This window comes from Moritella sp. 28, assembly GCF_018219435.1.
Classification (GTDB): Bacteria; Pseudomonadota; Gammaproteobacteria; order Enterobacterales; family Moritellaceae; genus Moritella.
This window is the reverse complement of record NZ_CP056121.1, coordinates 2,408,663-2,431,590: the sequence shown is the minus strand read 5'-3', so window position 1 is coordinate 2,431,590 and position 22,928 is coordinate 2,408,663. Positions and strand designations below refer to the sequence as shown.

Below are 22,928 nucleotides of genomic sequence, written 5' to 3'. Positions count from 1 at the left end.
AACCTAGGATCATAACATTAAGTGAATTTGTTTTAAAAGACTACCGCCTAATTTATAAACGGTCATCATCGTATTTATTCACCAACTCGCTCAAATTTACCTTCGTAGACTTCGCCAGCCTTGGGTTTTGTCGTACTAAGGCAATAAAATGTCAGCCTTTCCACTGAGATAATACGGCCGGAGGCATAAATTGCGGACCAAACTGCTCATATAATTGCTCTGCGCGCTGCTTAAATTTATCCGTACCATAATGGTCAACGAATTGTAAGACACCACCGGTCCACGCAGGAAAACCTAATCCCATAATAGAACCGATATTAGCATCACGGCAACTGGTGACGACACCTTCATCATACGCTCTAAGCGCTTCGAGTGATTGCACGAATAATAATCGCTCTTTAACAATATTAATATCCCAGTCATCCGTTGTCGGAAATAAGTCGACTAAACCAGACCACAACCGCTTTTCCCCTCTTCCAGTATAATCATAGAATCCAGCGCCAGTCGATTTACCGAGTCGTTTTAGGGCAAGTAATTGATCTAACACTCCATCTGCAGGATTATCAAGTCGTGTTTTCCCCTTGGCTTGTAAATCAATTCGAGCTTGATTACGTACATTATCAATCAGTGACAAGCTAACCTCATCAAGAATGGCTAAAGGCCCTACGGGTAACCCTGCTTGAATTGCTGCATTTTCAATGACTTCTCCTGGAATACCTTCACTTAGCATGCGCATACCTTCCGATACATAAGTAAAGAATACGCGTGATGTAAAAAAACCACGAGAATCATTAACGACAATGGGGACTTTATCAATCTGCAGCACTAAATCATAAGCAGCGGCCAAAGTAGCTGATGATGTTTTATCACCTTTAATGATTTCAACAAGTGGCATTTTGTCCACTGGAGAGAAAAAGTGCAGACCAATAAAGTTTTCAGGCTTAGTAGACGAATTAGCTAAACTGGTAATCGGCAATGTTGATGTATTGGATGCCATAATAATATCATCACCAACAGCTTGTAATATTTCAGTTGTTGCTTGTGACTTTACTTTGCGATCTTCAAATACCGCTTCAATCACCATTTCACAACCAATTAAGTCAATGGGATATTTTGTTGGAATAATACGTTGTAATATTCTACTTTTCTCTGCATCAGACAATTTACAATTCGCTAAAATAGAAGCTGAATATGACTTGGCAAATACTGCTTTTTCAAGACTAATATCTTTTAGTATGACAGTAATACCGTGGCTTGCTAAAGCATAAGCAATACCAGCCCCCATCATCCCCGCACCTAATACACCTATTTTACTGAATGTCGTTAACGCATGTTCCTTTGGTCGCGACGCACCGGCTTTAATCTCGTTATACTGATGCCAAAACGTATTCATCATATTTTTAGCGACTTGACTGCGGATGACATAAATAAAGTATCGTGTCTCTATCCGTAATGCGGTGTCAATATCAACGTCTGCTGATTCAATCATCACTGATAATATCGCTTCAGGTGCGGGTTGGTTCCCTTGTGTTTTTTTCTTCAGTATTGCAGGGGCGGTAGCGATAACAACAGCCATATGCGGATCGCTAACATCACCGCCTGGCAACTGATAACCCTTATTATCAAAACATTGTCTCACTGGCAGTGATTGCGACAAGATCCAGTTTTTTGCTTGCGCCATCATTTGAATATTTGATGTCGCTATTTGATCTATTAATCCAAGCGCTAAACCCTCTTGGCAATCAAATAGTTTACCCTTGAGTAAGTAAGGTAATACAGCCTCGACACCCAGCAGTCGAGTCATTTTAACAACACCACCAACACCAGGCATTAAGCCCAATGTAACCTCTGGTAAGCCTAGTACTACTTTTTTCGATAATGCTATACGATGGTGACAGCCTAACGCGAGTTCCCAACCACTACCAAGCGCTGCACCATTAATGCATGCAACCAAAGGCTTACCGCATGTTTCTAGCCATCGCATTTCCGCTTTCAGGGAAGACAATAATAAGTAAGTGTCCTCCACACTTTGCTCTGCACATGCGCTAAGCACCGCTATATCGCCACCAGCAAAAAAGCTTGATTTTTTTGAGCGTAATATAACCCCTGTGAACTGCATATCCTTTAGTTTATTAATCGTCACTATATAGTCATCAATAAACACACGATCAAGTAAATTAACCTTTGAGCTAGGCTTATCAAAAATCAAATGTACTATCCCTGCATCGTCTTGCTCTAAACGGATTGATGACATACTTTACCCCTCTACACGTTCAATAATTGTTGCGATCCCCATGCCGCCACCGACACATAAAGTTACAAGGCCACGTTTCAAGTCACGCGCTTCTAATTCATCTAACAATGTCCCTAAGATAATAGCCCCCGTAGCCCCAAGTGGATGCCCCATGGCAATAGAACCACCATTTACATTGACGATATCTGGCGAGACATTAAGTTCGTTCATAAACCGCATCACAACGGCGGCAAAGGCTTCATTGACCTCAAATAAATCAATATCGTCTATGGTTAATCCTGCCACTGCTAATGCTTTTTGGGTCGCGGGTACAGGTCCAATCAACATAATTGTGGGATCAGCACCAACAACTGCAGTAGCAACGACTTTTGCTCTTGGTTTTAATCCCCATTTAACGCCGACTTCAGCACTACCGAGTAAAACCAACGCCGCGCCGTCGACAATCCCAGAGGCATTACCTGGAGTATGCACATGTTGAATTTGTCCTACTTGTGGATAATGACGTTGAGCAACACTATCAAAAACAGTTTGACCAAGACGACTAAAAGAAGGGTTTAGCTTTGCTAATGTAGCGAGAGAACAATCTGGACGAACAAGTTGGTCTTTATCAAGTAATAACATACCATTACGATCACATACAGGAACAACTGATTTATCGAATGCGTTATGCTGCCAAGCCGCTGTAGCACGTTGATGGGAACGAACAGCAAAAGCATCAACATCTTCACGACTATAACCATCAAGTGTCGCAATAAGATCAGCACCAATACCTTGTGGCATATAGTCTGTTGCTAGGCTGGTTTCAGGATCCATCGACCAAGCACCACCATCGCTGCCCATTTTTACACGCGACATAGATTCAACACCGCCAGCAATGACGAGGTGCTCCCAACCCGATCGTATTTTCATTGCTGCTATATTGACTGACTCTAGGCCTGACGCACAAAATCTATTTAAGCTAACCCCTGCAACGTTATCTTTCCAACCAGCAACTAATGCCGCTGTTTTTGCAATATCAGCACCTTGATCCCCAATAGGCGTAACACAGCCTAACACTATGTCGTCCACCGCATCAGTATCAAAACCATTGCGAGTCTGTAAATGATTAAGTAAATCAGCTAACAGGTTAACAGGCTTAACTTCGTGTAAAGCCCCCGTTGGTTTACCTAAACCTCGTGGCGTTCTGATCGCGTCATAAATGAATGCTTGGGGTATCATTAATAACTCCTAAAATGCACATTGTTACTTAACCATAGGCACTAAATTAACAATACGTTAAGGCCGACTTCAAAAATAATAAAATACCATCACAATTTATACCTTATGTAATAACACTATGAATTTTAGCTCAAAGATATTTCTCTTTGCGTTATACTGTATTTCTCTTTATGTCCTAACCTAATAACGATAGATTCGATATGCCTCTTCGCGATTACCAACAAGCAGCAGTAGATGCAGCTTTAGCTCACTTTAGAAAATCAGACCAGCCCGCAGTTATCACCTTACCAACAGGCGCAGGAAAAAGTCACGTATTGGCAGAATTAGCACGTCTAGCGAGACATCCAGTACTTATCCTTGCCCATGTAAAAGAACTGGTAGAACAAAATCACAGTAAGTTTGAACATGATGGTTTTGAAGCCGGTATCTTCGCTGCTGGCCTAGGTAAAAAACAAGATGAGTTTAAAACAACGTTTGCAAGTGTGCAGTCTTTAAGCCGTAATCTAGATAAGTTTGATGGTTTTTACTCATTACTCATTATCGATGAATGTCATCGTGTTAGTTTAAGTGAAGATAGCCAATACCAAAAAGTCATCAACCATTTAAAAAAGACTAATCCAAAACTGAAAGTACTTGGCCTCACAGCGACGCCTTATCGTTTAGATAAAGGCTGGATATATAAAAAACACTATCAAGGCTATGTAAGGACAGAAGATGAAACACCCTTTGAAAGTTGCATATTCGAGCTGCCTTTACGCTATCTTGTGCAAAAAGGATTCTTAACCACACCCGCAGTGATTGATGCGCCAGTTGCGCGTTATCAGTTTGACGATTTGCCACAGGAATATAACGAAGTTCAATTGGATCAATTTTTAGCCAAGAGTCCGCGCGTAACACAAGCTATCTGTAAGCAATTGATCGAACTTGCCAGCAATCGAGAAGGCATCATGATCTTTGCCGCTAGTATTAAACATGCTCAAGAAATATTTAAGCTATTACCAGACGATCAAGCAGCTATTATCACAGGTAAAACCGCCATTAAAGAACGTGATGAACTGATCCGCCAATTCAAAGCTAAAGAAGTGAAATACCTCGTCAATGTATCTGTATTAACGACAGGTTTTGATGCCCCACATGTCGATGTTATTGCCATTTTACGCCGCACGGACTCAGTAAGCTTATACCAGCAAATCGCAGGTCGAGGTCTACGGCTTGCGGAAGGAAAAACAGACTGTTTAATCATTGACTACGCCGGTAATGGATTTGATTTATATCAGCCAGAGATAGGATCAACCAAGCCAAATAGTAATAGCGATCTGGTACAAGTACCCTGCCCGAGCTGTGATTTTGCCAACTTGTTTTGGGGGGTAACGGATTCGGACGGTGATATCATTGAGCATTATGGTCGGCGTTGCCAAGGGTTAGTTGAGCTCAGTAATGGCAGTGAAGTACAATGCAATTACCGTTTTAAATACAAGCAATGCCCACAATGTAATGCCGAAAATGATATTGCCGCTCGCGAGTGCCAACAATGCCATGTCGATTTGATCGACCCTGATAATCAATTAAAAAAAGCGCTGCAACTTAAAGACCGTAAGGTGTTACGCTGTTCGGGTATTTCAGCGCTAGCTGATGGCGACAAAATCAAAATAAATTACCATGATGAAGATGGCGATGTTGTCAAAGAGACCTTCTATTTCAGTAATAACAAGCAACGCCAACGATTTTTCAGTATTTTTTCTAGAACCGTTACAGGGTCACCGATTAACGCGACCACTACCGAGCAAATAACAGCCCAAATTCAAAGCTTTGTCGCACCGGATTTTGTCATTGCAAAAAAAGAAAAATACTTCTGGAAAATCGAACATCGTATATTTGACTACAAAGGGAACTACCGAAAAGCCAATCAGCAGTAAAGTATTCCTAAGTCACAAAAGATTGAAAAATAGTCATGAAAGTTTAAAAAGAAAGCAGTCGGCTGTCACTCTTTTAGAGGTATTGTCAACAGAAAAAACTACTAAAATTACCGATTTGGTAAATATACGTAAATAAGCACTTTTAATCTACAAAAGACTTGATTGGGACCCGTTAACATCTAGAATGAATAGAACAAATACATCATCTGAACGAGCAATGGTAGATATTTATAGACCAGCGCAGTCTCACCTCAGAGCTTATATAACGTTTATATAAAACCCCGGAGTTTATCAATTCATGAAAAAGTGGACCTTTGCCATGTTACTAATCGCACTAGCCTTATTTGGTAGTGTAATTGGTTTTAATCTTTTCAAACAAAAAAAGATTGCAGAATTTATGGCCAACATACCTGAAGCGGAATTCCCAGTCACTGTTGTTAATACTAAAACAACTAATTGGGTCCCAACAATTCAAGCTATTGGTTTCATTGAACCTAACCAAGGTGTAGATATTGCTAACGAAATTGCTGGTAAAATCGATCATATTGCGTTTGATTCGGGAACTAAAGTAACCAAAGGCCAATTATTGGTTAATTTAGATTCGCGAGTAGAAAAGGCGAATCTAAAAAGTTCACAAGCAAAACTTAACGCAGCTGAATCTAAATATTTACGATACAAAGCACTTTACAAGAAAAATGCGGTGTCTAAAGAAGCATTGGATGAATCAGAAGCGTCTTACTCTTCACTACTTGCTGATATCGAAAGTCAAAAAGCAGTGATTGAACGCCGCCAAATTACAGCACCATTCGATGGTGAAGTTGGTTTACGCAATGTGTTCTTAGGTGAGTTTTTATCTACTGGTACAACGATTGTTCGCTTAGAAGACACAAGTGTTATGCGTTTACGCTTCACTGTACCTCAAACACAAATATCTAAAATTTACTTAGGTCAGGTAGTTGAAATTTTCGTTGATGCTTATCCTGAAACAGCATTTAGCGGTAAAATCAGTGCAATCGAACCAGCGGTTAATTTCCAAAGTGGTTTAATTCAAATTCAAGCAGACATTCCAAATAATGATTCACAACTGCGTTCAGGTATGTTTGCTCGCGCTAGCATCATCCTACCAACAGTAACAGATCAAATTACACTACCACAAACAGCAATCACGTTCACATTATACGGTGACAATGTATATATCGTTCGTGAAGATGAAAACGGGGATCTACGTGTAACGCAATCTGTTGTTAAAGTCGGTGAACGTATTGATTCAATCGCTCATATTTTAGAAGGCGTTAAAGCAGGCGATAAAATTGTTACATCTGGCCAAGTTCGTTTAAGTAATCACGCTAAAGTGCGTGTTGTTGAAAACGACACATTGAATGTTCCAGCTGAAACACCAATGCTTTAATTCGGAGTATATATGCGCTTTACTGATATTTTTATTAAGCGTCCTGTTCTAGCGGTATCTATCAGCTTTTTGATTGCTTTGCTTGGTGTACAAGCAATTTTCAAAATGCAGGTTCGAGAATACCCTGACATGACCAATACGGTTGTTACCGTGACGACTGGCTACTACGGTGCCAGTGCCGATTTGATCCAAGGCTTTATTACTCAGCCCTTAGAGCAAGCGGTTGCCCAAGCCGACAATATCGACTTCATGACCTCATCGAGTGTATTAGGTAGTTCAACTATTACTATTACGATGAAACTGAATACCGATCCTAATGCAGCCTTATCTGATATTTTGGCTAAAACGAATTCAGTTCGCTCACAGCTGCCAAAAGAAGCTGAAGATCCAACCGTAACCATGTCTACGGGCTCAACAACTGCGGTATTGTATATTGCTTTTAGCAGTGATGAGCTATCTTCAAGCCAGGTAACCGATTATCTTGATCGTGTAATCAATCCTCAGCTATTTACTATTAATGGTGTTTCTAAAGTTGACATGTATGGTGGTATTAAATACGCACTACGTGTTTGGCTGGACCCATTAAAAATGGCAGCTTATGACCTTACCGCTACCGAAATAATGGGAGTACTGAATAGTAATAACTATCAGTCAGCAACAGGTCAATCGATTGGTGAATTCGTTCTTTATAACGGTAATGCCGATACTCAAGTTAAAGGTACTGAGGACCTTGAACGCCTTGTTGTTTCGACTGATAAAGGTCAAGTTATCCGCTTAGCAGACATAGCTAAGGTAACGTTAGCAAAGAGCCATGATGTTTATCGAGCCTCAGCGAATGGTAAAGAAGCCGTTGTTGCTGCCGTTAACGCAGCACCAACAGCTAACCCAATTAACATTGCGGCTGACGTATTAGAATTACTACCTGAACTTGAACGTAACTTACCGACTAACATCAAAATGAACGTGATGTATGACTCGACAGTTGCGATTAACGAATCAATTCATGAAGTAATTAAAACGATTATCGAAGCAGCGCTTATTGTGATCGTGGTAATTACCCTGTTCCTTGGTTCATTTCGTGCGGTAATCATTCCTATTGTAACGATTCCATTGTCACTGATTGGTGTTGCAATGGTTATGCAGATGTTTGGTTTCTCATGGAACTTAATGACACTGCTAGCAATGGTACTGGCAATTGGTCTGGTGGTAGATGACGCGATTGTTGTATTGGAAAATATTGACCGGCACATTAAACTCGGCGAATCCCCTTTCCGAGCAGCCGTTATTGGTACACGAGAGATCGCAGTCCCTGTTATTGCAATGACATTAACACTAGGTGCCGTATATGCGCCAATCGCGTTAATGGGTGGTATTACTGGTGCGTTATTTAAAGAGTTTGCCCTTACTTTAGCGGGAGCTGTATTCATTTCAGGTATTTTAGCACTGACATTATCGCCAATGATGTGCTCTAAAATATTGTTAGCAAATGCTAAACCAAGCAAGTTTGAACGCACTGTTCATGCTTTCCTTGATCGCATGACCAATGGCTATGAAAAAATGATCAGCGCAGTAATGCAAAAGCGCCCTGTCATGATCGCATTTGCAATTATCGTATTTGCTGCTTTACCTATGCTGTTTAAATTTATTCCAAGTGAACTTGCACCTGCCGAAGATAAAGGTGTAATGATGATGCTGGGTACTGCACCATCAAATGCGAACTTAGATTACATTCAAAATTCAATGAATGAAGTTAACGAAAAACTAAACGAGCAACCTGAAATTGCCTACGCACAGATTTTCTCTGGAGTGCCGAGCTCGAACCAAGCACTTGGTATTGCATCTATGGTGCCTTGGAGTGAACGTGAAGCAAGTCAAGCTGAAATAGTTAAACGTGTAACGGGCTTAGTTAAAGATGTACCGGGAATGTCAGTTATTGCTTTCCAAATGCCTGAGTTGCCTGGTGCGGGTTCGGGTCTGCCTGTTCAGTTTGTTATTACTACACCGAATAACTTTGAAAGCCTATTCCAAGTAGCGACTGACGTATTGACAGAAGTACAATCTAATCCACTCTTCGTTTATTCTGATTTAGATCTTAACTTTGATTCAGCAACAATGAAGATTAACATTGATAAAGACAAAGCCGGTGCTTACGGTATCACCATGCAAGACATTGGTATTACATTAAGTACGATGATGTCTGACGGTTATGTTAACCGTATCGATTTAAATGGTCGTTCATACGAGGTTATTCCTCAAGTGGAACGTAAGTATCGTTTAAACCCAGAATCAATGAACAGCTACTATGTACGCGCAGCTGATGGCAACGCGGTTCCACTAGGCAGCCTAATCTCTATTGATGTTGTAGCAGAACCGCGTTCTCTACCTCACTTCAATCAGCTTAACTCTGCAACTATTGGTGCAGTACCAAGTCCTGGTGTTGCGATGGGTGATGCGATTAGTTGGTTCGAAAACATTGCAGCAACTAAATTACCAAAAGGTTATCGTCATGACTTTATGGGGGAATCTCGCCAGTTCGTAACAGAAGGTAATGCCTTGTATATGACGTTTGCACTTGCACTCGCAATCATTTACTTAGTACTAGCTATTCAGTTCGAATCTGCACGTGATCCATTAGTGATCATGGTATCTGTTCCACTTGCGATATCAGGCGCGCTAATATCACTAGCTTGGGGCCTTTCAACCATGAATATCTATTCTCAGGTTGGTTTGATTACCCTTGTCGGTCTTATTACTAAACATGGTATTTTAATCTGTGAAGTAGCAAAAGAAGAACAGCTACATCACGGAAAAAGCCGAACAGAGGCTGTGATTGAAGCGGCTAAAGTACGTTTACGCCCAATTCTAATGACAACAGCGGCAATGATTGCGGGTCTTATTCCGTTAATGTATGCAACTGGTGCAGGTGCTGAACAGCGCTTTAGTATTGGTCTTGTGATCGTATCTGGCCTTGCAATTGGTACTCTGTTTACACTATTCATCTTACCTGTAATTTATTCATTCCTTGCAACGGAACACAAACCATTACCGGTTTTCGTTGAAGATGAAGAATTAGAAGAAAGTGATAAACAGCATGCAATCGCATGTGCTAAAGCAGCTTGTGAAGAAAAACCAGCAAGTTAGTTTGTACATATAATCGGCAGCTAAATCATGCTGTAATCAGTTCTAAATCAATATCTATGTAGAATTGATGTAAAGAGGTCGCTTATGCGACCTCTTTTTTTACCTATAACCTAAATTAAAAGGTATATTAACTATCTCCGTTAATTTTGTCTTCTTCATCCTGTAATTGAGTATTCATCATGACTTCTTTAGAACACTTCCCTATCCCGTTACTTGGCTTTGCTGCGTTTAGTGGGACAGGTAAAACAACGTTAATCACCCAGCTACTACCCGAGTTAACGAAACGTGGCCTACGAATTGGCATGGTGAAACACAGTCATCATGACATCGAAATGGATAACCCTAACAAAGACAGTTATAAATTAAGAAAGGCTGGTGCTTGCCAAATGGTACTCGCATCGCCACACAGAACTGTTTTATTTGTAGAACAAGATGAGCCTACAGAACCCGCATTAATCACTCAGTTGAATTGGCTGAACACCAATGAATTGGACTTGGTATTAGTCGAAGGATTTAGGCATGAAGCCTTTACCAAGATAGAACTCCATCGCCCTAGCTTAGGCAAACCTATATTAGCAAGTGAAGATAAACACATTATTGCCATCGCGTCAGATACAGCCAAAAATGAATTAATATTAAACAATATAGAATTAACCAGTAAAAATTTAGACTACTTAGACATAAATGACATTAACCAGATTTGTAAGTATATCATTAATTACATTAAGCGATAATGCAGTAACCATTGATAAATTAGCCTCTTACGAATATAATACGAACAGTTATCATTTAGATTAAATTACAAGGAATGTTGATGTCTACGATAATAAAAACCAGTGCAATACTTGGGATAGTTGCATTAAGTGGCGTATATTTTGGTAAACCAGCCTATGAGAGTTACCAGATAACGAAAGCCTTAACACAACCCATTAATTTTGGTGAAACCTTATTACCCAAAATAGATAAACTCATCGCTGATTATGATTATTTTCCGACTACAGAAGACATAGCTAAAGCCGGTATAAATAGTAGTAAAATACCGATTGTCGCCTACATATCTTCAACCGGCGATACATTAAACACCGAAGGACAACTCAAGCTGGTTCTGATCAATGATGGTATAGATCCCGAACTCATTAACCAAAAAGTTATTTTTGTGAAAGACACTAATGGCGAGTGGACATGCTCCATGACTGTTGAAGAGCAATATAGACCAAGTAACTGTAGTATAAATCCTCCTCCACAACCTGTTTACGCTGGTTAATAACTTGCTCGACGATTTAATAATACAAGTAAGCCTACTGCATGATGGTAGGCAAGCTACTTATTGGCTTTATCTTCTTTCGTCCCTTTTAATCGCCATTATATATCTCGAACCTAAAGCCAAATTGAAAACTATTCATATACTTACACACAGATCTGCCAGAAGAGATTATGGCTGGTTCATTATCAATAACATATTCACACTTTTCTTATTACTGCCTTTAGTATCTGGATACTCACAATTTATCGTTGCTACATTTGATGAGTTCCTACCATTAAGAACAAACACTTTACTCAAAAGCACACCATCAATCTGGATTGACTTAATTTATACATTCACTATGTTTATTAGCTACGACCTGACTTACTTTTGTATTCATAAGCGGTTTCACACAGACCCTATGTTATGGCTTTTCCATCAAGTTCACCACAATGCCGAAGTACTTACCCCTGCGACAGTATTTAGAGTACATCCCGTAGAAACACTTATAAAAGTCATCTGTATAAGCACTGTGTTATCACTTACCCACCACCTATTTTCTTATATTACAAACGACACATTAACCTTGTTTAGCATTACAGGCGCCAATGTATTTCTCTGGTTGTTTTTTATTAGTGGCTATCACCTAAGACACAGCCATATAGCGGTTCATTATCCTCGTGTTATCAGTTTTATTTTAATGAGTCCAATACAGCATCAATGCCACCACAGCAAAGTAAGGAAGCTGAGTAATTGTAACTATGGTTTTGCACTGTCTATCTGGGACTCACTTAATCGTAGTATATACATCCCTGAAAAAGGGGAAGTTGTCGAACTTCCCCTCAAAAATATATCTGTTAGCGAACAATTGAGTTTACCGTGTAAAACAGCAATCAAACACTATCCTTTAAAAGCGGTGTTTCTATTTTCGTGCCTTTTGGCGCCAGCGATAATAAGTATTTATCACCAATACCATCATGAGTAAAAACAAAGCTAAATCAAGTTAGTCATTTCAGCCACACCTATTCCATTTTTATTCATATGAGCCAACATAAACTGACCATGATTGTGCCCCCTTTCAGCCGCCTTTTCATACCAGTAATATGCTTTTTTTAGGTCTTTATCACGCCCAAGTCCTAAAAAATAAAGCTCCCCCATTAGCGTCATTGCGTTGGGGTTTCTTTCAATAATTGATTTTCCACACCAATAAAAAGCCTTGTCATAATCCACAGCAGCATTGTAATCACCATACATATATTGATAACAATATGAATGTGTCATCTGTTGGTGTAGCGTGACTTCAAGCTGTGTATTTGTGTTGGACACACTTTCGCAACCACTCAACATCAATAACCCTAATAATAAAGTCCGTTTTAAAATTATATTCATGATATCCCTATCTTTGTTACTCTCTATTTAGCGGCATAAAAGTACGCATTGTAATGCTAAGTCTTCTAGCGATAATTGCTTACCTTCCCGTGATAAATTATTTTTATTAAACTCACCCTCTTCAGGAGAAGTCAGTAACCTCGGCGTAATTAACAAGATAAGTTCACTGCGTTGTTTCTTATCTGAGATCGATTTAAATAAATTCCCCAAAAAAGGAATATCGCTCAAGAAAGGTACTTTAGTTTGATCATCACTGATGGTTTCTCGGATCAATCCGCCAACCGCAATTGTGTGATTATCTTTGACAATAATGGTGCCTTCGAGCCTGGCTGTATTAATCGTATCGATAGATAGCACCTTAATTTCACCTTGAGCGTTAACTAAACTTACATGCGCACCCGCTTGTCTAATAGTGGAGTTTTCTTGTTTTATATTGAGTGTAATAGAACCATCTAACATATTAATAAAAGGCGTTATTTCAATACTGTTACCCACCTCTTCTATTTCTGTCAGAGGAATAATTCCACTGCTACTTGCCGTAATACCATTCGTTGTCGTTGTCGTTTCAGAAGATTCATAACCTTTAACAAGTAGCTGTTCTTCACCCACAAACAACTTAGATGGTCGATTATTTGATGCTAGAATCATTGGCGTTGACAGCACATTTACTTTCTTGTTTTTTTGTAACAACTCAATGTTTGCTTTAAGATAATTGTTCATATATTCAAAAATAAATGAACCACTGTTTGTGAGTGGGTTATTCCCAATCAATATCGGTGCTTGGCTTTTTCCTTGGATGGATACACCATTAATGTCAAAGTTAAATACCGAGCTAAAGTTATCGTCGACAAGTACATCAAGGATCTTCATTTCAAGAAGTACCTGAGGCACAGGCCTATCTAACTCTTTTATTAATTTACCTATTTGTTCAAGAGCCCTTCGATCCCCCGTGCGAATAAGCACCAAGTTGTGCTCCTCAGCAACAGTGACATAGATAGGTTCTTGCTGATCAAATAGCTGTTGAACCTGACTTGCCGAAATAACATTATTACCTAAACCATTTGTTTTAAGTGAGGATAATTGGTCGATACTGAGTTCACCTGAAATAGTATTTTTAGAAGACGAAGTACCTTCTCCATCTGATTGGCCTTCGATACCACGCCCTGTAGAAAACTGTTCTCCGGAATTACTTCGTTTAACTCGCTCTCCGTATAAATTTCCAATCGCATCGGCAGCAAGGTTCACGTTTAAATTATTAAGGTTAAATACCTTGGTTTCTTCATCTCTATGGATCACTAAATCCTGCGCGTACTCTTCGTTTGTCATAATACGATATGTTTCTGTCAAATCCTCTTTTCGATACCACAAATTATTTACACGGCAAATTGTTTCAATTGCATGTTTAACACTGACATGACGTAAAAACACCGTCACTTCAACTTCTTTAGCGCCCGGTGTTATCACAATATTCACATCCGACAACTCAGATATGATCCGAACAGCATCGATTAACGCCGCCCCTTTAAACTCTAACTCTTCCAATATTTGTTCATCATTTGGTGCTGCGGATTTAGCTGGACACGTGAAAATAAACAGTGTTAAAACGAACGTCATTACCCCGGTATATAATTTTTTCATCATCATATTCATTATCTCACCACAATTAAATCGCCGAGCGTGCCGACTTCGACAATCACATTGAGCCGACTGATTTTTTTTATTTTTAACACTTGTTTAGGCAAGGTGGGATTAAATCCAATTTCATCGCCAATTCTAACCATATGAACACCATGTCCGCCTATATCAAGCAAGGCTAAAGGTTCTTCAATATTTTTCTTAAAGACCACGCCTTTTAAAGTCAATTTTGGTAATGACATAGAGAATTCACTATTTTTAAAATCGTATCCAGCATAGGATGTGTCTTGTGCTACTGATTTTTCAGGTTCTGTTAATTTGGCTAATGATTTAGTCATCGAAAAAGGATCTCTAACACCATCAAGAAAAGCGTTAATATTTGCTGTAAATCGTGCAGTATTCGGTTTTAAATGCCTTTGAATTTCAGGTTCGGCGAGATCTCTGTTGGACATTTTATCTTTAAGTATTGAATTATGATCTTCTATAATCTGAAGTAATCCCGTCACTTGTTCTTTTGCTGTTTCACCATGTGAATGAGCACTCCAAAACAATCCTAAGATAACAACCAAATAAACCCATAACTTGTAGGTAAACAAAGTGGATATTATGGCATTCATACTAGGTCGATGCCCCCATCATGGCTTTGAAAAAGCCGATATAAACCGTCATCACCATACCGCCAATCAACAAAATGGAAGCTGGTTCAACAAGATTTGCCATTGTCTTGCTTAATGCCTTCAGGCCTTCTTCATAAAAACAGCCCGCTTCAAACATGATTTCAACCAAGCCACCCGTTCTTTCCCCCACGGATGCGAGTTGTGAGATGAGCGGATCTATATAAGGTGACGTTAGACTTGAACCTAGATCTCGTCCAATAAGTACATTGTCTGTCGCTTTTTTAATTTCTAACGCAATGACTGAGTTTGGAATAAGTTTCTCTACAATTTTTAGTGCTTCAACCAGTGTTAAACCACTTTGTAATAGCATCGATAAACCCCAACCAATTTGTGACATAGCGCCAACTCGGACTACTTTGCCAAACACAGGAGTCATAAGGACTATTTGATCGGTAATATATCGACCTTTTACCTTTGTTCTTATGTAATGAAGTAATGCAAAACCTGCCGCGACACCTAAGATTATGAACAAGCCATAGGCATTAATGAAGTTAGAAATATCAATTAATCGTTGTGTATCAGGCGGGAGTTTTTTACCCGAATTTTCAAAAATTTTGGCAAACTTTGGGATCACAGTGGCAACGAGAAAATACCCCATAAATACCGCTATCAGCATGGTTATTCCAGGATATAACATGGCGGCCATCATCTGACGTTTCATCTCGGCTTTACGACCCAGATCATCCGCGACCCGTCCCATTACAACATCCAGCTCACCTGTGGCTTCAGCACTCCGGATCATATGTTCTGACATACTAGGAAATACACCCGCTTGGGCAATACCATCTGAAAAACTACCACCGCTTTTAATGTTATTGCTGATATCGGTGACAATTAACCCAATTTTTCCGCCCATGATATTCGCGACCATGTCTAAACTTTCAGTGAGCGCGAGACCAGAACGGAGCATTAAAGCCATTTGTCTAAAAAAGAATATTTTCTTATTGCTTGATACAATACCGACTTGTGCCAAGAGTTTACTTAACTCACCTTTAACGCCTGCATCCACTTTTGTTTCTGCATCATGGGTGACTTCTAATCCAAATAGCCCAAGTTGGCGTAACTGTGCATTTACATCACGTTTATCCTCGGCTTCAAGTGTACCAAACTGCTCATTTCCTTGTTTATCAAGTGCGACATAATTAAATAATGGCATTAGTTAATCGCCTCTTCACGACCTAAAGACAAACGCTCAAATTCAGCAATGCTTGTATGTCCTGCTCGTATTTTTTCTCGGCAATCATCCGCTAAACTCACAAAATCAGTAGCATTATCGAGAATTTCTTTTTCAGTCGCACCATTACCAATCACTTGCGCTAAATGATCGTCAACCCACAGAGTTTCAAACAAGGCTATTCGCCCTTTGTAACCACTGTCATGACAGTTCGAACAACCCTTCGCTTGATAAACCGTCCCCTCAGCAAAATTCACGTCATCAGCCTTAGTTTCATCCATTTTGTTTTCATTAACATAGCCATTCTGCTCATGAGTTAGGCGTAATAACTTTCGATCATCGTCAGAAAGTTCAACTGATACTTTACAAAAAGCGCATAATCGACGCACCAAACGCTGAGCAATAATACTGACTAACGTTGAACCGATTAAAAATGGTTCTGCGCCAATATCGACCAAGCGACTAACGGTTGAAACAGCGGAATTGGTATGCAAGGTTGAAAATACCATGTGACCAGTCAATGCGGCTTTCATGGCAATCCCCGCCGTTTCACCATCTCGAATTTCCCCGACCATGATCACATCAGGGTCATGGCGTAGAAATGATCTTAACGCACTGGAAAATGATACTTTCGAGCTGACTTGAACCTGAGAAATGCCTTCCATCACATATTCAATAGGGTCTTCAACAGTCAGCACATTGATATCGTTACTGGCAATTTGCTGTAGCGCAGAATACAAGGTCGTTGATTTACCCGAACCCGTTGGACCCGTGATTAAAATCATGCCATGAGGGCGTTTGATGACGTCTGAAAATCGTGCTAAAGCCCGTTCAGAGAACCCTATTTTCTTCAACGATAATGCTTCACTGTCAGAGCCTAATAAACGTAACGTCGCCCTTTCTCCAAACTTAACAGGTACGGTTGCGGCACGAATGTCAAAAGCAATATTATTATCTAATTCATAAGCCATCCCGCCATCCTGCGGCATACGTTGTTCTGAAATATCCATACCTGCAAGTACTTTCATACGACTCATGAGAGCTGCGCCTTGCTCTGCACTAAAAATCTGTGCGTAAGGCTGTAAGCAGCCGTCAATTCTAAATCGAATATGGAATGTTTCTTTTGCAGGTTCAAAATGTATATCCGAGGTACGGTACAAATAGGCTTCACGGATCATCTCATCCAAACTAATAACAGGATCAAACTCAGGTGGTTCCTCATCGTTTGTCGCTTGTGTAACCCGAATAACGAGTTGCTGTAATAAATTCGGATCCGTCATACAGATTTCTATATCTGGCGGAAGTAATCTTTGTACCTGAGATAACCCCGCTCTATCTTCAGGATTATCCACCAGCAATAATGCGGTCTCGTCGATAGGCATTAATGGAATAACTAATCGACGCTCAATAATTGAAGGCGATATTTTTCTTAGTAATTGTGGATCGACACGTATTTCATCATTAGTCAAAAATCGAATACCTTGCGTTTGTGCATAGGCCCGGTATAGATCGGCAATAGGGAATCGTAATTTATAACTTAACAAATACAACAAATCGACACGTTCTCGTCTTGCTGCAAGTTTGTATTTCGCAATCTCAGTTTCATCTAACATGCCAGTTTGAATACCCGCATTGATTAATACGTTATCTCTGATCATTTAGTTATATCCCTTTAATAGTTGATTAACTAACTCATTAAACGCATGCGGTTTTCGGGCAAGTCTAACGCCTTGATCTCGCGGGATTAACTTTTCTTTCACCCGCAATGCCAGCGCATAATCGTGAGTTTGATTACCTAATGCACGACCCGACTCCATGACAGAATAAATTTGTTCCGGTTTATGATTTCTGATCAAGTTAGATACAGCTGAATTTACAATGAGGATTTCATTAACAGGTACACGCCCTGTCGCGTTATCAGGGCGTACTAAGGTTTGTGTGACCACGGCTCGAAGTACCATTGATAATTGTTGACGCACCCCCGACTGTTCCTCTCCTGGAAACGAGCCAACTAAACGGTCAATAGCACCTATCGCATCATTGGTGTGTAACGTAGAAAAAACTAAATGACCCGTTTCAGCCGCCATTAACGCTGCGTTCATGGTTTCGAGATCTCGCATTTCACCGAGTAAGATCACATCAGGATCTTCACGCATAGCGGCTCTGATCGCATCAGCAAAACAGTTCACATCTCGGCCTATTTCTCGTTGATGTATCATTGCTTGTTTATTGTGATGTAAAAATTCCACAGGGTCTTCAATCGTTAAAATATGACAGGGTCTGGTTTCGTTTATCTCGTTGATTATACTGGCTAGCGTCGTTGACTTACCACTGCCCGTCGCGCCTGTGACTAATACTAATCCATCTTTTAATTGCGCTAATTTTATTAGTTGTTTTGGTAATCTCAACTCTTCTAAACTATGAAAACTGCCATCTAACCAACGTATTGCAAGGGCTGGACATCCTCGCTCAAAATAGATATTTACACGATACCTTAATCCCGCTTTACTCGTAAATGCGAGGTCTATACTTCGATGTTCAACTAACTGTTTATACTGTCTATCATCGGTAATGACTTTACAAAAACCTTGTAGTGTTATCGGTGACAATTGGTCTAAATCCGTCTGTTCAACTAAACGACCAGAAAGCCGAAATGTAGGGTGACAGCGGTCTGATAAATGAATATCTGAAGACTGTAATTCATCGGCGGCGATTAGAATTGATTCAAAATATACTAATTTACTCATAAGTTAAAAGCTCAAAGTCAGTTGAATAAGCAGTTCTTTTCGTCCATTAACTGCTTGAAATGTATTACTGCGGGAAGACAATGAAAAATGCGTTACGACAACTCGGTTAGGTAATGAATCTAGCTGCTGAATAAAATCAAGTAAGTTGTGATAACGCCCATAAAGCTTTACATTGAAAATCGGACGTTCTAAAAAATCAGATAATTTCTGCTGATTCGCCTCCGTAAATTTAGTGAGATCTTGATTTGACCGTGCAACGCCTGCCATTTGCAATGAATGATTCAGTAAGAGTTCAGTTAAACGACTGCGCATATCCGCAACCGCTTTTTTACTGTTTAAATCAATGAATCTCCCTTCTATACCGGTTACATTATCTTTCGCTTTGTTTATGAGTAATTCAATTTTTTTATTTTCTTCCGCCAATTTATCTGAATCATTGTTATTCGCCCTATGTGGACGCGCAGATTTACGATCATCCTGACTATCTGTTAACTGCTCTTGCCAAACTTCACGTTGGGTTATTTGCATTTTTACACGCAGCATTAAATAACCACCGATAATACAAGCTATAACAAGCACACCAATTAATAATTTTTCGCGGATACTTATCGGCTGCTTTACTGATTTTGTTGTTTTATCCGTCATAATCCTGCAGGCTCCAATGTCATCATAAATTGGTAACCATCAAAACCAAAATCACTACGACCTTCTCGGCTTGAGCTATTTGTTAACTGCATGTTCCAAGGTTCTAGCTCAGCCGTAAGTTGTTGATTAAAACTATCAATGGCAAGCTGATCTGACGCCCAACCACTTAATTCAAAATGATACCAGCTCCCTTCTTCAACCATTTTCAATATCAATTGGTCATTAATACTACGAGAAATGAGCGGTAATAAATTAGCAATGAACTCCTGCCTTTTAAGTAATACTGTATTTAATCCTTGTCGACGAACAGAGAGTACCTCAAGCTTTTCTTCTAGTTGTTTTTTTTGCTTTTTTAAACGAATATATCGTTCATTTTTGCTATTAAGCTTTTCATTTATGTCGTCTATTTTTTCAACTGCAATCTCATTCTGCTGAATTTCTAAGAATACACGTTGCTCGGTATAATAATAATGTCCTTCATTTGCAGCGATAAAGGCGAATATGCTGAAACAAATTAACCCACCTTGTACAGATGTGTTTTTATACCAAGCGGGTGGCGGAGGTGTGCCAATTAACCGACTTTGCTGCTGTAAAGAATATTGATTAAAATAATGATTTGTAGCACCGACTATGGCAGCATCGCCAACAATTAATGTTTGTTTATCTTTCGCTAAGACACCATCTAGACATATCCATGTAGCATTTAATTGCGGCATTACTTCAGTAATTAAGTCGTTTATCTGAGGATGATAGCCACTATAATAGATAGCACTCGATTCATCCGCTATATCGGTTTGAAGTTGAACGTTTAAATGCTCAATTAATAAAGTAATGACTTCATCACTCGTTAATGCATGATCACTGCATCTATACTGCTTAGTTGCTGTCACTAAATTATTTTTAACAACAATGCTAGTAACCAATCCCACATTGAGAATGACAAGTAATTGTTCGTTTTCACTTATTGGCAGCTGGCTAACAGCACTGTGATGTTGCGAATAAATACCCGAAAGAAATATCTTGTTATGACTAAATGCATCGACCCATTGTTGTCGAATTGGCGCACTCATGGCCGCACATAACCAGAGCCCCCCCTGTTGATCGGTTGCTATCGGTTTATCACTCCAACTACAGTCAATCGTTGGATCTAATAATTGTGTTTCTTCATGAATACGTAAACATTCATCAAGTTGTTCCTTAGTAATATATGCAGCTCGAATGGCCAGTTCACCAAATCGTGCAGGTGCACGCCCTCCTCTGCCTGCTAATTTTTCCTTTTGTTCACCAAGGTCAACAAGCAATTGCTTACGCTGAGATTCAGCTAAGTAACCTTTGGCGATTAATAATCCCCCAATAGTCCAATAGGCGATGAGTTCGTTAAACAGTGGTTCCATTTCCCAACGAACAAGTTCTAACATCTGTTGATCTGACAATGTTTTATCACCGTCAATCGGCAATGAAATTAATGCTGCTGTCACAGCGCCTGACACCAGTAATGCTTTTTGAGGAATTGCACAGCCTGCAACCGTTAACTGTTCGCAAATTTCAGCTAGTGACTCATTACAGCTTGCTATTTTGTTATGCGCATATTCAATTAATGTTATTGCATCGCCACGGCGTTCAACCACATAGGCATTAATACCAAAGCCACGACTTTCAATCACCAAGAGGCGATTAGCGCCAGCAGACATTTTACCTAAAAACGAACGACTTAACGCTTTACTTTTATTTCCAACTAGCTTTCCGAATAAACTGCGTTTTAACGGCGATTGACTCATAATAAACTCAATATAATAGGTTCAGGTGATACACCCGGTAATAGGTTCACATAGGTAAAAGTAGGACTTTCAGCATTGTATATCTGCCATGTATTTGAACTGGGCGATATTTCTTCCAGCAAGATGACAGCATGACTACCCACTGTAATCTTTGCTTCACCATGTGCAGAAAAATCAAATTCGGTAACTTGCGTTGGTATTACCGCTTCGAAGTGCCACTGTTTATTAGTGCTATCGCTAAAAATGAGCGCAGTCATTTTTTGGGTGCTTATATTGCTAGGCCCTGGCGTAATTGATTGAATTTTATTAGCGTCATCGACAAAAATCGAATTATCGTCACCGGTTTCAACTATTTTGAATAAATTATTAAAAGGCGCAGATGAAGCTGTATTTACATTACTTTTTAATGTTTGCCAACAGCGTTTAACTTCCTCATTGTTACCATTACAATCGGTTCGATTAGTAAAGGAAATCAATGCAACTTTAAAATTGGTTGTTGTATCGGGTAAATTTTTTACCGTAACAGATAATTCATTAACATGAATAGATTTCTCGATATTGATACGATGAAAGTTATCACTGACATTTTTATACGTCGAACTTGCAGCCGAAATCGCCACGCTAAACGCAGTGTCATTATTGGTTACCTGAATATTAAAGGACTCACCCCAACTGTCTTTTATTTTTCCCTCTCCATCACGATATTGACTAAGATCGAATAATCCAGGACGACTGCCTTTAAATAACTGGCTATTAGTAATAACGTGTTTGTTATTACCATTCGCATCACTCGAATCATCGGCATCAAGATTGACGAAAATAGGCGTTGCAGAGTAAACATAATAATCATCTGCCGATGTGTAGCCGAGGAGCATATTCATTAACTCATTATTTAGTCCATTATCAGCACTGAATCCACTGTTAATTAACTGCCCTTGATAAAGGTGTACAGATGATATAAATCGTTGGATCATCTTTAACTTTTCAACGGATTGCTGGTAGCGTTGTTGGCTGTCTTTTTCATCAATAAAAGTTAATGATACAGAAGCCATCACGCCCATAATGATCATCACTAAGACCAGCTCGAGTAATGAAAATCCGTGCTGACTTTTTCCCAGTAGCCGATTGTTACTTAAATTAGCGCACATTAACTTCGCGCCTTTTACGTTCAATTAAAAATCGTTGGAACCAGTTAGGTTCTACTTTCTTTTCCCAACTATAAATCAGTAATCCTGGTCCATAGGGAGAATTGTAAACATGGTATGATTCGAAAACGACATCATCACCAATTGATAAATGCTCATTCATTCCACCCGCTAACTCATCAATAATGTAAACTGATAATGTTTTTTGCTGTTTAGAGGCAAGAGTTAACCCTTGAGTTGACACAACATTAGACTTAGGCGCGATGTCACGTATGACTTGATCTAGATATGCGTGTTTTCGTTGATAAGGAAGTTCAACGACCTTACCTTCGAATTTTATTTTTCGAAATAGTGATAATTCAACAGTGCCTTCACGCGTTGCTTTAAACTCGATAAGCATTTGATCAAGTTCATAAAATGGTATTTCACTTGAGTCTGTTTCAGACGCCATCAGATGAGTTGAAAATACGATTAAAATCAAAAATGAAACCAAATGTAATCTAAACAGTAAGATATTTAAACGAGCGTTATTCATTAATAACTCCTTTTTTAATAAAT

Annotated in this window: 18 protein-coding genes; 6 read left to right on the top strand and 12 right to left on the bottom strand. The window is 39.5% G+C overall.

Annotation, left to right across the window (positions count from 1 at the left end; translation table 11 throughout):
- Nucleotides 1-151: 151 nt before the first annotated feature.
- Both HWV02_RS10855 and HWV02_RS10850 read right to left on the bottom strand, forming a co-directional pair.
- Entirely contained in the window at nucleotides 152-2,254 is a 2,103-nt protein-coding gene (locus HWV02_RS10855) for a 3-hydroxyacyl-CoA dehydrogenase NAD-binding domain-containing protein (protein ID WP_211690459.1), read from the bottom strand.
- Between the two features lie 3 nt (nucleotides 2,255-2,257).
- Nucleotides 2,258-3,472: an acetyl-CoA C-acetyltransferase gene (locus tag HWV02_RS10850; RefSeq protein ID WP_211690458.1), complete on the bottom strand. Its 1,215-nt coding sequence runs from the start codon at nucleotides 3,470-3,472 to the stop codon at nucleotides 2,258-2,260.
- Nucleotides 3,473-3,672: 200 nt separating this feature from the next.
- On the opposite strand from HWV02_RS10850, the gene HWV02_RS10845 reads away from it, so the two are divergent.
- The 6 genes from HWV02_RS10845 (at nucleotide 3,673) to HWV02_RS23005 (ending at nucleotide 12,165) form a co-directional block, all read left to right on the top strand.
- The gene (locus tag HWV02_RS10845) at nucleotides 3,673-5,388 is read left to right on the top strand and encodes a DEAD/DEAH box helicase (RefSeq protein WP_211690457.1); all 1,716 of its coding nucleotides are present in this window, start codon (nucleotides 3,673-3,675) and stop codon (nucleotides 5,386-5,388) included.
- Nucleotides 5,389-5,686: 298 nt separating this feature from the next.
- Nucleotides 5,687-6,796, top strand: a complete 1,110-nt coding sequence (locus HWV02_RS10840) for an efflux RND transporter periplasmic adaptor subunit (RefSeq protein ID WP_211690456.1) — start codon at nucleotides 5,687-5,689, stop codon at nucleotides 6,794-6,796.
- A gap of 12 nt (nucleotides 6,797-6,808) precedes the next feature.
- Nucleotides 6,809-9,937, top strand: coding sequence for a multidrug efflux RND transporter permease subunit (locus HWV02_RS10835; RefSeq protein WP_211690455.1), 3,129 nt, complete (start codon nucleotides 6,809-6,811; stop codon nucleotides 9,935-9,937).
- A gap of 179 nt (nucleotides 9,938-10,116) precedes the next feature.
- A complete protein-coding gene (gene mobB / locus HWV02_RS10830) occupies nucleotides 10,117-10,671 on the top strand; it encodes a molybdopterin-guanine dinucleotide biosynthesis protein B (RefSeq protein ID WP_211679642.1) in 555 nt (184 codons plus the stop codon).
- Between the two features lie 80 nt (nucleotides 10,672-10,751).
- The gene (locus HWV02_RS10825; protein WP_211679641.1) at nucleotides 10,752-11,201 is read left to right on the top strand and encodes a pilin; all 450 of its coding nucleotides are present in this window, start codon (nucleotides 10,752-10,754) and stop codon (nucleotides 11,199-11,201) included.
- Nucleotides 11,202-11,541: 340 nt separating this feature from the next.
- Nucleotides 11,542-12,165 carry a sterol desaturase family protein gene (locus HWV02_RS23005; RefSeq protein WP_370629431.1) on the top strand — a complete coding sequence of 208 codons (624 nt, stop codon included), beginning with the start codon at nucleotides 11,542-11,544 and terminating at the stop codon, nucleotides 12,163-12,165.
- Between the two features lie 8 nt (nucleotides 12,166-12,173).
- Here the strand turns inward: HWV02_RS23005 and HWV02_RS10815 are convergent, their stop codons facing one another.
- Genes HWV02_RS10815 through HWV02_RS10770 form a run of 10 tightly spaced genes read right to left on the bottom strand, consistent with a single transcriptional unit; the run spans nucleotide 12,174 to nucleotide 22,905 of the window.
- On the bottom strand, nucleotides 12,174-12,569 hold the full coding sequence (locus tag HWV02_RS10815) for a tetratricopeptide repeat protein (RefSeq protein ID WP_211679639.1): 396 nt from the start codon (nucleotides 12,567-12,569) through the stop codon (nucleotides 12,174-12,176).
- A gap of 27 nt (nucleotides 12,570-12,596) precedes the next feature.
- Complete coding sequence (locus HWV02_RS10810; RefSeq protein WP_211690453.1) at nucleotides 12,597-14,213, bottom strand: type II secretion system protein GspD; 1,617 nt, start codon at nucleotides 14,211-14,213, stop codon at nucleotides 12,597-12,599.
- A 5-nt stretch (nucleotides 14,214-14,218) separates the two neighbouring features.
- Nucleotides 14,219-14,821, bottom strand: a complete 603-nt coding sequence (locus tag HWV02_RS10805) for a hypothetical protein (protein ID WP_211690452.1) — start codon at nucleotides 14,819-14,821, stop codon at nucleotides 14,219-14,221.
- Nucleotide 14,822: 1 nt separating this feature from the next.
- Nucleotides 14,823-16,037 carry a type II secretion system F family protein gene (locus HWV02_RS10800; RefSeq protein WP_211690451.1) on the bottom strand — a complete coding sequence of 405 codons (1,215 nt, stop codon included), beginning with the start codon at nucleotides 16,035-16,037 and terminating at the stop codon, nucleotides 14,823-14,825.
- A complete protein-coding gene (locus tag HWV02_RS10795; RefSeq protein ID WP_211690450.1) occupies nucleotides 16,037-17,713 on the bottom strand; it encodes a GspE/PulE family protein in 1,677 nt (558 codons plus the stop codon). The genes HWV02_RS10800 and HWV02_RS10795 overlap by 1 nt, the downstream gene beginning before the upstream one ends.
- Nucleotides 17,714-18,802: a type IV pilus twitching motility protein PilT gene (locus tag HWV02_RS10790; RefSeq protein WP_211679634.1), complete on the bottom strand. Its 1,089-nt coding sequence runs from the start codon at nucleotides 18,800-18,802 to the stop codon at nucleotides 17,714-17,716. It abuts the gene before it with no gap.
- Between the two features lie 3 nt (nucleotides 18,803-18,805).
- A complete protein-coding gene (locus HWV02_RS10785) occupies nucleotides 18,806-19,447 on the bottom strand; it encodes a hypothetical protein (RefSeq protein WP_211679633.1) in 642 nt (213 codons plus the stop codon).
- Nucleotides 19,444-21,225, bottom strand: a complete 1,782-nt coding sequence (locus HWV02_RS10780; protein WP_211679632.1) for a hypothetical protein — start codon at nucleotides 21,223-21,225, stop codon at nucleotides 19,444-19,446. The genes HWV02_RS10785 and HWV02_RS10780 overlap by 4 nt, the downstream gene beginning before the upstream one ends.
- Nucleotides 21,222-22,373 carry a type II secretion system protein gene (locus HWV02_RS10775; RefSeq protein WP_211679631.1) on the bottom strand — a complete coding sequence of 384 codons (1,152 nt, stop codon included), beginning with the start codon at nucleotides 22,371-22,373 and terminating at the stop codon, nucleotides 21,222-21,224. Before HWV02_RS10775 ends, HWV02_RS10780 begins: the two co-directional genes overlap by 4 nt.
- Nucleotides 22,363-22,905, bottom strand: a complete 543-nt coding sequence (locus tag HWV02_RS10770; protein WP_211679630.1) for a hypothetical protein — start codon at nucleotides 22,903-22,905, stop codon at nucleotides 22,363-22,365. The genes HWV02_RS10775 and HWV02_RS10770 overlap by 11 nt, the downstream gene beginning before the upstream one ends.
- Nucleotides 22,906-22,928: the final 23 nt, after the last annotated feature.